Below are 10,755 nucleotides of genomic sequence, written 5' to 3' on the forward strand. Positions count from 1 at the left end.
TGTGGTATGTGCGGGAAGTGATAAGGATAGAACAGAGTATAAATAAGGAATACAGAATGCATTGAGCTGTGGTTTTTTATTTGTTCAGATAAAACCCTATATAAATTGAATATAATTTTTATTAGAAAACATTATTGACTTGTTTTATATTTCTATTTATAATTATTTCATATAAGAAATGAAAACTTAAATGGAGGTATTAATAATGGCAGATCGTCTTGTAGGTAAGAAAGCTCCAACTTTTACAATGGAAACAGTTTTAGGAAACGGTGAAGATTTTGGAAAGGTATCTTTAGAAGACTATCGCGGCAAGTGGTTGGTTCTGTTCTTTTACCCGATGGATTTCACGTTTGTATGTCCGACAGAAATTACCGCACTCAGCGATGCATATGAGCAGTTTGCCGAACTTGATGCAGATATTCTTGGTGTATCGACAGACTCCGTATATACGCACCGTGCATGGATTAACACGCCAAGGGAGCAAAACGGTCTTGGCAAGCTTAATTTCCCGCTCGCAGCCGACCTGACTCATAAAGTCTCCCATGATTATGGGGTTCTGGTTGAAGAACAGGGAGTTGCTCAGCGCGGATTGTTTATCATCGATCCGGAAGGCGAATTGAAATACCAAGTAGTTACGGACGACAATGTAGGGCGTTCTGTAGACGAGACGCTGCGCGTACTTCAAGCATTACAAGCAGGCGGTCTTTGCCCGGCCAACTGGAAGCCTGGAATGAAAACTTTATAAAGTGGAAGAGCCGTTACTATAACGGCCCTTGAGCGTGTAGACAAAGTACGGAAGGTACAAGGTTTACACGCTTTTTTGTTGAAATAAATATCATATCGAGATTTTATGCAGAATTTTTGCTTTCCAAGGTAAAAATTTTCTTCGTAGCTGACGAGTGGACAAGGGCCGTTGGTTTTTAAACGTTTGTTTAATTTTTTTGAAAGCGGGAAATTGCCGGGAATGGCCGCGTCATTCAGACGTATTGGCGGAATTATAGCGCCGCTCCTTGTTGAGCAAGCATTGCATGTTTTTTGCCGTTATTTTATTGCGATTGGTGTGCTGGCAGTAGTTATGCTAGGATCGGAGACGCGTCATCAGGAATTGATTAGAAAAAGCGAAAGAAACAATGTTGGGACAAATGCAGGCTTACAGCATAGAGAAGCCTACGCATGTTTTTGCTTAGTTTGTAATCGGTTCGATCGTGGGAGCGAGGTAGATATTATTTGTAGACTCCTTTGGAAATGAGCGATCTATTCCTGTTATTTGTTTGGAAATTTTTTTATTGCAACCTGACATATACTTTTTCGTATAGGAAGGTAATCTGCTAACAAAGGAGATACGATTATTATGTCGCTTTTTAAAGACTTATTAAAAACGCTGATGGGTCGGAAAAAGTATGGTTATCATCGTTACAGTAGTAGTGATCACTATCACCGTTCCCACCATCATCCGTCCCATTATGATCACTCTCATTACGGCCATTCTCATTACAAAAGGAAACATAAGAGGCGCAGTTTCTTTTCCAGTGGTGGATTTTTTAGCAGCTAACTAGATAGAGTACGGGGCTTTGAAGCATCGCTGTTAATAATTGCATTTGCAACACTGGTCATAGCGGGGAACCTATTTCTATTCATTCCAGTATGAGCCGCCTTGTGGGACGTCTGTTGTGCATGACCGTCTTGGTGTTACCAGCACTAAGCGGTCTCTTTTTTATTTTATTGCTTTTCACTAACAACTATGGTGTCTTAATAATTTTATTTTAAAAAAGGCAGGAATGTATGTTCGTATTAAAGTCGGCAATTACGAGCGAAGAAACTGGTCGAAAGAAAATGGTACTCTCTATAGCGTGAGCGTTTCTAAAAAGTATACAGAAGGAAAGAACTGTGAATATCGTGGGCTATACATTGAAGTAAAGTATTTAACGCTGATTGTGTAGGGGTTTACAATATCTTACGCAAGTATCTGTGTCGGATCAGGGAACCGTATCCAGCAGTAGTGGCGTTGGACACGCCGGTGATTGATGTACCGATGGAATCAACATACATTCATTGGGAATCCGAAGCTCGCCAATTCATTGGCGATGTAGTTCACCGTGAACGTGTACAGTAAAAGGGGGACAAATGATGAAGGAGCCTGATAAGTGCATCGAACAAGAGCAAGTGCTCTCGTCCCATACAAAAGAACGCTGGTGGCGAAGAAGACGTGAAGTAGAAGAGTGGGAACAAAGAGAAAAGGGCATAAAAAAGGAAAAGCTGACCCTTCCTTTTTTAAATGACGAAGTGGATGTTGAATTGTTTCCCGCGCTTTCTTTGCTTAACAGTATGGGAATTGTGACGGAATATTCATGTGCGGGTGTTAGCGAATTGGATGATCCAGTAAGCCATTCGCTTTACGCGTATGTAACATTGCGCGAATCCGAAGCAGCTCAGGTATTTCTTGCTTATTTGCGCGGGAAAATGCGCCACCGCCTGCTTGTTGTATATGAGCCGGCTCGCAGACGATATGATATTTCTTCTTTTTATATTCGGCATAACCGTTCCTTTTGCTTTTTGTTATACCACTATGCGCTACAGTGGAAAAACACTTGTCCGATGGTGGAATGAAATCGTATACGTTATAATGAAATGAAAGCACTTATTTGAGTGGAGTAGGGGGAAACGTAATGTCTGTATTAGCAGAAATTATGGAGTATAATCGTAATTTTGTGGAAAATAAAAAATATGAAGAATTCCGAACGACAAAATATCCCGATAAAGGCATTGTTATTTTGACATGTATGGATACACGACTTATCGAGCTTTTGCCGCGCGCTATGAACTTGCGAAATGGTGATGCGAAGATTATTAAAAATGCAGGTGCAATGGTAACGCATCCTTTTGGAAGTATTATGAGAAGCATTTTGGTAGCGGTATATGAACTACAGGCGAAAGAAGTGTTTGTCGTTGGTCATCATGATTGCGGAATGACAAGTTTGAAGCCCGGCTCTGTGCTTGAAAAAATGAAGCAAAGCGGTATCTCGGAGGACAGAATAGAAACGCTCCAGCATGCTGGTATCGAATTGGATAAGTGGCTGACCGGTTTTAATAGTGTAGCAGAGAGTGTTAAGCAGACGGTGTATAATATTAAGAAACATCCGCTATTTCCACCACATAGTGCGGTACATGGCCTGGTTATCCATCCGGAAACCGGGAAGCTGGATCTTGTAGTGAAGGGATAAGGGCAGAAGTTGACAGGCGCCTTTTTTGTAATGTTCCGTTCCATGCTATGGGTACTTGAGATACTGTGTAAGGCTAGTGTGGATTTTGGGATAAGAACGTGGGTAGGTAAATTCTAAATAAGGAAATGATTGCTGAACTCGAGGAACAATCGGTGTGAAACAGGATGAAAAGAGAGGCCTAACAGCCTCTCTTTTCATCTGGTTAAGCGTCTGCTTGTTTCGGTATGGAATCAGGAGATGTGTGTTTTACGTATTTACTGTAGTGTCGGGATTCAGCCACAACCACACCCGACAGGGCGAGCAGGCCGATTAAGTTTGGCAAAGCCATGAGACCGTTTAAAATATCGGCGATGGACCATACGAGTCCAAGCTTGGCCACCGCTCCAAGGAAAACGGTAAACGTATATATAAGCCGGTAGCCGAAAATCGCTTTCGTGCCGAAAAGATACCCAAAACATTTTTCTCCGTAATACGACCATCCAAGAATAGTAGAGTAGGCAAAGAAGATCAGACCGATAGTAACGATCCATCCGCCCGGCCCCGGCAGCATTTGATTGAATGCTTCCGTGGTTAAGGCGGCGCCTTCCAAACCTTTATTTGTATACAGGCCGCTCATAACCAGAGCAATACCAGTGATCGAACATACAACAATGGTGTCAAGAAACGTTCCGGTCATTGAGACAAGTGCCTGACGCCCTGGATGGTCAGTTTTGGCCGCTGCTGCCGCGATTGGTGCGGAGCCCATACCTGCTTCGTTGGAAAATACGCCGCGCGCTACACCGTAACGAATGACGGTGCCGATAGCGCCTCCTGCCATGGCTTGGCCGGTAAATGCATCGGTAAAAATAAGTCCAATTGCACCTGGTAATTTATCAACGTTAGTAAGAATAACAATAAGTCCACCAAGAACATAGACAATTGCCATAAAAGGGACGATAATACTTGCTGCACGTCCGATACTTTTAATTCCGCCAAGAATGACGAGCGCAGTAAGAACGGTGAGGACGGGACCTGTAATCCAAGGACTGATGCCAAAGCTGGCTTTTACGGATTCGGCAACTGAGTTGGATTGCACGGAGCTTCCGATACCGAACGCGGCGAACGAACCAAGCAGCGCGAAGCAGACAGCAAGCCATTTCCAGCCTAATCCACGTTCAATGTAGTACATTGGACCGCCAGACATTTCGCCGTTTTTGCCGTTGATACGGTATTTAACGGCAAGAATAGCTTCTGAATACTTGGTAGCCATGCCGAAAATGGCCGTAATCCACATCCAGAATACGGCGCCCGGCCCCCCGGCTACGACAGCAGTTGCGACCCCGGCGATATTACCCGTACCAATCGTCGCCGATAAAGCGGTCATTAGAGACTGAAAATGAGAAATATCGCCCTCCGATTTTTGATCTTGATTTTTGGAGAAAGCGAGCTTTAAAGCGTGAGGAAGTTCGGTAAATTGCAAGAATGATAGGCGGAACGTTAGATAAATTCCTGTTCCTACAAGCAGAATGAGCAAGGGCGGGCCCCATACGATAGTACTTACTTCCGATAGAAACTTTTCGAAGACTTCCATAGCAACCTCCCTACAATTTTTTCTAAAAATTTTCATTATTTATAAATTACATATAGACAATTCATTTGTCTAGTCTTACAGTTTGAATAAATAAGAATTATAATGAATTTAGATATTTAAGGAAGTGTCTTGTTTAAAAGTTATTCACAGCTGAATACAAGCAAATAATGAGGTGATCATTTGAAGTTAGAAATTAGTCGCTTTGAAGATGGAGCAAAAATTGTTTGGCAGGAGACGGCAGGATTAGCGATCGTAACCATTAAACGGCCGCAATCCAAGAACGCTATGACACCCGAGATGTGGAAGGTGCTCGCAGATATTGGGAAGAAAATAGAAAAAAACAAAAAAATCAAAACGGCAATTTTGCGGGGGGAAGGACCGCAGTTTACAGTTGGTTCCGACATTAAAGCGTTTCATAAAATGACGATTGAGGAAGCGAATGAAGCATTTGTTTTAATGGAAGATGCCATTTCTTCGTTCGAGTATTTACGTATTCCGACAATTGCATTTATCAATGGCCCGGCGATGGGAGCAGGTCTGGAGCTGGCGCTTTCCTGCGATTTACGTGTGGGAACGCCTAATGCGTTGTTGGGGATACCAATTGGAAAATTGGGAATTACGATTAGCCAGCGTTTCTCCCAGCGTCTAGTTAATTTAATCGGGCCGAGCCGGACGAAGGATTTGATTTTTACAGGGCGTTCATTTACAGGTGAGGAGGCGTACAGACTTGGCTTGTTAAATTATCTTGTTGAGGAGGAGAACGCAGAAAGCTTTGTATTGGAATTAGCACAGAAAATCGCTCGTGCTTCTATGAATTCGCTTCAAGCAGCAAAAGAAGCGGTAGCACGTTGTGTGCCGTTCACGGAAGTAGCATTTGGACACCGCGGATATCCACAGTACATTGACCCGATCGACTTTCCTGAAGGTGTAGCAGCCTTTGTGGAAAAGCGGGAACCACGTTTTAGAGGTTAAACAAAAAATTCGCATAAAATTTACGAAATTTTATAACTTTTTCCACTGGAATTGTTTCGTATTAGTGGTACAATAAATATAATTAAAAAACAAAGGAAAGGGGATGGCGGCATGCTCGGTGAAGATATGAAATGTAAGGAAATGGTCATCTTTATGCCGTGCTGTATCCGCCGTATGTTTACCGCGTTCCTTTCCGTGAAAAACACGTATAAAAACGCTGAAGCGACGATAAGGTAATAACAGGACTATCTCATACATGTGAGATGGTCTTTTTATTTTCTTGAAATAAAGCAACAATAAATGTAAGGAACGGAAGATAGGAGGGATACAATGGAAACGAAACGGGCTTATAAGCAAGGTGTGTTTTATAACATGAGTGAAAGATTTTTTAGTTTTGACGAAGTTTTTGAGCGTATCCTGCATTTTATTGCATATGATCCGCTGGCACGGTATTCCATGGCTATCGGTACAGACTCGCACGCGTATCAGACATATACAAAATTTACGTCCGCTGTGTTAATTCACCGCATTGGAAAAGGAGCTTGGGGCTGTCTGCGCGACTGTATCGTACCAAGGCGTATTGAGAGCCTACGGGAGAAAATATCACTGGAGACTTCGCTGAGTCAAGAGATTGCTTATTATATAACGCCGGAGATGATTGCCAAGATTTCGGACGTATTATTGCCATATGTGGAAAAAGGTGCGGATTTTACCATGTCGATTCACTTAGATATAGGAAAACAGGGATCGACAAAAGAATTAATTAAAGAGATGGTGGGAAGGATTCAGGCCATGGGAATTGAAGCAAAAATTAAACCCGATTCTTACGTAGCTTCCAGCTATGCGAACCGGTATACCAAACGTAGTTCAGTAGTAAAATTGAGCGTTACTTAATTTATCTGCAAATTTTTATTTATAAATTACTCATTCGTTTTAAAAAAGTACTTGCTATCTTGGTTTGTACATGATATATTAAAAAACGTCACTGCTAATACTTCTTAAGGATGAAGGAGCAGTTGGATTGTTTCATAATTTGTTATTCATTCCGCAGTAGCTCAGTCGGTAGAGCAATCGGCTGTTAACCGATCGGTCGCTGGTTCGAGTCCGGCCTGCGGAGCCATTGTGGCCCGTTGGAGAAGTGGCTTAACTCACCAGCCTTTCACGCTGGCATTCAGGGGTTCGAATCCCCTACGGGTCACCATCTGGAGGGTTAGCTCAGCTGGGAGAGCATCTGCCTTACAAGCAGAGGGTCGGCGGTTCGATCCCGTCACCCTCCACCATCTATCCATTCCTTGAAAAAGAAAGCAAATAATGCGCCGGTGTAGCTCAACTGGCAGAGCACCTGACTTGTAATCAGGGGGTTGAGGGTTCGATTCCTTTCGCCGGCACCATTTTTGATGCGGAGCCGTGGTGAAGTTGGAGTTCACGCCGGACTGTCACTCCGGAGGTCGCGGGTTCGAGTCCCGTCGGCTCCGCCATTTTATTTTTTTTTAATATATGGTAATTTGGCTCGGTAGCTCAGTTGGTAGAGCAGAGGACTGAAAATCCTCGTGTCGGCGGTTCGATTCCGTCCCGAGCCACCATTTTTTGACCATAGATAGTTGGACAAGCTATTAATTATAATCAGATGGGGAATATGGAGGGGTAGCGAAGTGGCTAAACGCGGCGGACTGTAAATCCGCTCCCTCTGGGTTCGGCGGTTCGAATCCGTCCCCCTCCACCATTGAAGTTGGGGTATCGCCAAGCGGTAAGGCAACGGACTTTGACTCCGTCATTCCCTGGTTCGAATCCAGGTACCCCAGCCATTTTTATCGTAAATAACCGCGAAATTCTGTGGCGTTTGCGATATCAGGTCATCTTTGTTGTTTGTTGGAGCCATTAGCTCAGTTGGTAGAGCACCTGACTTTTAATCAGGGTGTCACTGGTTCGAGTCCAGTATGGCTCACCATTTTCATGCGGACATAGCTCAGTTGGTAGAGCACAACCTTGCCAAGGTTGGGGTCGCGAGTTCGAGTCTCGTTGTCCGCTCCATCTATAATATAAGAGCAAAGGCTCTTTTTTTATGCCGGGGTGGCGGAACTGGCAGACGCACAGGACTTAAAATCCTGCGGTAGGCGACTACCGTACCGGTTCGATTCCGGTCCTCGGCACCATTGATATAAGTGCAAAGGTATTTCGTGCCCGTAGCTCAACCGGATAGAGTGTCTGACTACGAATCAGAAGGTTGGGAGTTCGAGTCTCTCCGGGCACGCCATTTATTTCGGGAAGTGGCTCAGCTTGGTAGAGCACCTGGTTTGGGACCAGGGGGTCGCAGGTTCAAATCCTGTCTTCCCGACCACGTTTTTCTATGAAAAGCGATTGAATTGTTTTTTGTAAGTATTGTTCAATAGTAGAACATCAGCCTTTCAAGCTGAATACGTGAGTTCGATTCCTATCCTCCATACATAGATTTTGGGCCTATAGCTCAGTTGGTTAGAGCGCACGCCTGATAAGCGTGAGGTCGGCTGTTCGAGTCAGCCTAGGCCCATTAGATATTACAAAAAACTTTTAAAAAAAAGTGCTTGCAATTTATTTTTAGATATAATAGAATAAAAAAGTCGCCGCTAAAAAGAGGCGGAATAAAAGAAGTCCCTTGAAAACTGAACAGTGACACTCGTTTGTGTGCGAGGTAAATATCCCATGAAAGTGAAGGTCAGCTTCAAAGTTGATTTCAGGCACTTTTATGGGGCCCGAAAAACATTCTTTACTTTATGAGCTAGCTTACGAGCTTGCGTATCAATCTTCATCTTTTTTGGAGAGTTTGATCCTGGCTCAGGACGAACGCTGGCGGCGTGCCTAATACATGCAAGTCGAGCGAACCGATGGAGTGCTTGCATTCCTGAGGTTAGCGGCGGACGGGTGAGTAACACGTAGGCAACCTGCCTGTACGACCGGGATAACTCCGGGAAACCGGAGCTAATACCGGATAGGATGCCGAACCGCATGGTTCGGCATGGAAAGGCCTTTGAGCCGCGTACAGATGGGCCTGCGGCGCATTAGCTAGTTGGTGGGGTAACGGCCTACCAAGGCGACGATGCGTAGCCGACCTGAGAGGGTGAACGGCCACACTGGGACTGAGACACGGCCCAGACTCCTACGGGAGGCAGCAGTAGGGAATCTTCCGCAATGGACGAAAGTCTGACGGAGCAACGCCGCGTGAGTGAGGAAGGTCTTCGGATCGTAAAACTCTGTTGTCAGGGAAGAACCGCCGGGATGACCTCCCGGTCTGACGGTACCTGACGAGAAAGCCCCGGCTAACTACGTGCCAGCAGCCGCGGTAATACGTAGGGGGCAAGCGTTGTCCGGAATTATTGGGCGTAAAGCGCGCGCAGGCGGCTTCTTAAGTCAGGTGTGAAAGCCCACGGCTCAACCGTGGAGAGCCATCTGAAACTGGGGAGCTTGAGTGCAGGAGAGGAGAGCGGAATTCCACGTGTAGCGGTGAAATGCGTAGAGATGTGGAGGAACACCAGTGGCGAAGGCGGCTCTCTGGCCTGTAACTGACGCTGAGGCGCGAAAGCGTGGGGAGCAAACAGGATTAGATACCCTGGTAGTCCACGCCGTAAACGATGAGTGCTAGGTGTTGGGGAGTTCACCTCCTCAGTGCCGCAGCTAACGCAATAAGCACTCCGCCTGGGGAGTACGGCCGCAAGGCTGAAACTCAAAGGAATTGACGGGGACCCGCACAAGCGGTGGAGCATGTGGTTTAATTCGAAGCAACGCGAAGAACCTTACCAGGGCTTGACATCCCGCTGACCCCTCCAGAGATGGAGGCTTCCTTCGGGACAGCGGTGACAGGTGGTGCATGGTTGTCGTCAGCTCGTGTCGTGAGATGTTGGGTTAAGTCCCGCAACGAGCGCAACCCTTGTCCTTTGTTGCCAGCATTCAGTTGGGCACTCTAAGGAGACTGCCGTCGACAAGACGGAGGAAGGTGGGGATGACGTCAAATCATCATGCCCCTTATGTCCTGGGCTACACACGTGCTACAATGGACGGTACAACGGGCGTGCCAACCCGCGAGGGTGAGCCAATCCCTAAAAACCGTTCTCAGTTCGGATTGCAGGCTGCAACTCGCCTGCATGAAGCCGGAATCGCTAGTAATCGCGGATCAGCATGCCGCGGTGAATACGTTCCCGGGTCTTGTACACACCGCCCGTCACACCACGAGAGTTTGCAACACCCGAAGTCGGTGAGGTAACCTTCTGGAGCCAGCCGCCGAAGGTGGGGCAGATGATTGGGGTGAAGTCGTAACAAGGTATCCGTACCGGAAGGTGCGGATGGATCACCTCCTTTCTACGGAGTCTCGGCACGCACGAGCTTTCACTGTTCAGTTTTCCAGGGACGAGTGCCTTGGGGCATTTATTATGTCTGCGTGGTTGCAGGCAAGCGGGCCTATAGCTCAGTTGGTTAGAGCGCACGCCTGATAAGCGTGAGGTCGGCTGTTCGAGTCAGCCTAGGCCCACCATGAATTGGATTGTTTACATAGATGGATTTTGTGATACTAGCACATCCATGTGGGGGCATAGCTCAGCTGGGAGAGCGCCTGCCTTGCAAGCAGGAGGTCAGCGGTTCGATCCCGCTTGCCTCCACCATACGATGTCTGGTGACGATAGCGAAGGGGTCACACCTGTTCCCATCCCGAACACAGAAGTTAAGCCCTTCAGCGCCGATGGTACTTGGGCGTATGCCCTGGGAGAGTAGGACGTTGCCAGGCTGGAATGAACGTATCTTTTTTGTTTGTGGGTTTTGCCTGTAAACAAAAAGTACGTACTCATTCTAAACCCATCATAGAAGTTGTACCTTGAAAACTGGATACAGAAGAAACACGCGCAAAACAAGGATTCCATAAAAGAAACCCTTCAATGTGGTTAAGCTACGAAGGGCGCACGGTGGATGCCTTGGCGCCAGGAGCCGATGAAGGACGTGGCAAACGACGAAACGCTTCGGGGAGCTGTA

At 46.1% G+C, this 10,755-nt stretch carries 9 protein-coding genes, 17 tRNA genes and 3 rRNA genes (1 of these 29 only partly in view); 28 read left to right on the plus strand and 1 reads right to left on the minus strand.

The window, feature by feature from the left end; translation table 11 throughout:
- Positions 1–205 precede the first annotated feature (205 nt).
- From K3F53_RS01535 to K3F53_RS01555, 5 genes are all read left to right on the plus strand, one after another.
- Complete coding sequence (locus K3F53_RS01535) at positions 206–745, plus strand: peroxiredoxin (RefSeq protein ID WP_057900098.1); 540 nt, start codon at positions 206–208, stop codon at positions 743–745.
- Between the two features lie 219 nt (positions 746–964).
- A complete protein-coding gene (locus tag K3F53_RS19860) occupies positions 965–1,249 on the plus strand; it encodes a hypothetical protein (protein WP_220559275.1) in 285 nt (94 codons plus the stop codon).
- 102 nt (positions 1,250–1,351) lie between these two features.
- Positions 1,352–1,552, plus strand: a complete 201-nt coding sequence (locus K3F53_RS01545; RefSeq protein ID WP_082706125.1) for a hypothetical protein — start codon at positions 1,352–1,354, stop codon at positions 1,550–1,552.
- A gap of 572 nt (positions 1,553–2,124) precedes the next feature.
- Positions 2,125–2,607 carry a hypothetical protein gene (locus tag K3F53_RS01550; RefSeq protein ID WP_236781922.1) on the plus strand — a complete coding sequence of 161 codons (483 nt, stop codon included), beginning with the start codon at positions 2,125–2,127 and terminating at the stop codon, positions 2,605–2,607.
- 59 nt (positions 2,608–2,666) lie between these two features.
- Complete coding sequence (locus K3F53_RS01555; RefSeq protein ID WP_057900096.1) at positions 2,667–3,221, plus strand: beta-class carbonic anhydrase; 555 nt, start codon at positions 2,667–2,669, stop codon at positions 3,219–3,221.
- A gap of 202 nt (positions 3,222–3,423) precedes the next feature.
- Here the strand turns inward: K3F53_RS01555 and K3F53_RS01560 are convergent, their stop codons facing one another.
- Positions 3,424–4,791: an alanine/glycine:cation symporter family protein gene (locus K3F53_RS01560; protein WP_057900095.1), complete on the minus strand. Its 1,368-nt coding sequence runs from the start codon at positions 4,789–4,791 to the stop codon at positions 3,424–3,426.
- 180 nt (positions 4,792–4,971) lie between these two features.
- Between K3F53_RS01560 and K3F53_RS01565 the strand changes: the two genes are divergently transcribed.
- The 23 genes from K3F53_RS01565 to K3F53_RS01670 all read left to right on the plus strand — a co-directional run.
- A complete protein-coding gene (locus tag K3F53_RS01565; protein ID WP_057900094.1) occupies positions 4,972–5,763 on the plus strand; it encodes an enoyl-CoA hydratase/isomerase family protein in 792 nt (263 codons plus the stop codon).
- Between the two features lie 111 nt (positions 5,764–5,874).
- On the plus strand, positions 5,875–6,000 hold the full coding sequence (locus tag K3F53_RS19585) for a hypothetical protein (RefSeq protein WP_257721580.1): 126 nt from the start codon (positions 5,875–5,877) through the stop codon (positions 5,998–6,000).
- Between the two features lie 93 nt (positions 6,001–6,093).
- Positions 6,094–6,657, plus strand: a complete 564-nt coding sequence (locus K3F53_RS01570) for a ribonuclease H-like YkuK family protein (RefSeq protein ID WP_091261469.1) — start codon at positions 6,094–6,096, stop codon at positions 6,655–6,657.
- 150 nt (positions 6,658–6,807) lie between these two features.
- Positions 6,808–6,883: transfer RNA gene (locus K3F53_RS01575), tRNA-Asn, on the plus strand.
- 4 nt (positions 6,884–6,887) lie between these two features.
- Positions 6,888–6,964: transfer RNA gene (locus K3F53_RS01580), tRNA-Glu, on the plus strand.
- Between the two features lie 3 nt (positions 6,965–6,967).
- Positions 6,968–7,043: transfer RNA gene (locus K3F53_RS01585), tRNA-Val, on the plus strand.
- Between the two features lie 35 nt (positions 7,044–7,078).
- A tRNA-Thr gene (locus tag K3F53_RS01590) sits at positions 7,079–7,154 on the plus strand.
- Positions 7,155–7,164: 10 nt separating this feature from the next.
- Positions 7,165–7,241 (plus strand) — tRNA-Asp (locus tag K3F53_RS01595).
- 29 nt (positions 7,242–7,270) lie between these two features.
- Positions 7,271–7,346, plus strand: a tRNA-Phe gene (locus K3F53_RS01600).
- A 55-nt stretch (positions 7,347–7,401) separates the two neighbouring features.
- Positions 7,402–7,486, plus strand: a tRNA-Tyr gene (locus tag K3F53_RS01605).
- 7 nt (positions 7,487–7,493) lie between these two features.
- Positions 7,494–7,568: transfer RNA gene (locus K3F53_RS01610), tRNA-Gln, on the plus strand.
- Positions 7,569–7,635: 67 nt separating this feature from the next.
- A tRNA-Lys gene (locus tag K3F53_RS01615) sits at positions 7,636–7,711 on the plus strand.
- A gap of 7 nt (positions 7,712–7,718) precedes the next feature.
- Positions 7,719–7,794, plus strand: a tRNA-Gly gene (locus tag K3F53_RS01620).
- Positions 7,795–7,827: 33 nt separating this feature from the next.
- Positions 7,828–7,916 (plus strand) — tRNA-Leu (locus K3F53_RS01625).
- Between the two features lie 24 nt (positions 7,917–7,940).
- Positions 7,941–8,017 (plus strand) — tRNA-Arg (locus K3F53_RS01630).
- A gap of 7 nt (positions 8,018–8,024) precedes the next feature.
- Positions 8,025–8,101 (plus strand) — tRNA-Pro (locus tag K3F53_RS01635).
- Between the two features lie 42 nt (positions 8,102–8,143).
- Positions 8,144–8,204 (plus strand) — tRNA-Glu (locus tag K3F53_RS01640).
- A gap of 12 nt (positions 8,205–8,216) precedes the next feature.
- Positions 8,217–8,290: transfer RNA gene (locus tag K3F53_RS01645), tRNA-Ile, on the plus strand.
- 261 nt (positions 8,291–8,551) lie between these two features.
- A 16S ribosomal RNA gene (locus K3F53_RS01650) occupies positions 8,552–10,092 on the plus strand.
- 95 nt (positions 10,093–10,187) lie between these two features.
- Positions 10,188–10,264: transfer RNA gene (locus K3F53_RS01655), tRNA-Ile, on the plus strand.
- Between the two features lie 51 nt (positions 10,265–10,315).
- Positions 10,316–10,391: transfer RNA gene (locus K3F53_RS01660), tRNA-Ala, on the plus strand.
- 7 nt (positions 10,392–10,398) lie between these two features.
- Positions 10,399–10,513 (plus strand): 5S ribosomal RNA (gene rrf, locus K3F53_RS01665).
- A gap of 152 nt (positions 10,514–10,665) precedes the next feature.
- Positions 10,666–10,755: ribosomal RNA gene (locus K3F53_RS01670) — 23S ribosomal RNA — on the plus strand; it runs 2,846 nt beyond the window's last position.
- Together the 16S, 23S and 5S rRNA genes with 17 tRNA genes alongside form the textbook arrangement of a ribosomal RNA operon.

The sequence above is a fragment of the Aneurinibacillus thermoaerophilus genome (assembly GCF_019603355.1).
Classification (GTDB): domain Bacteria; phylum Bacillota; class Bacilli; order Aneurinibacillales; family Aneurinibacillaceae; genus Aneurinibacillus; species Aneurinibacillus thermoaerophilus.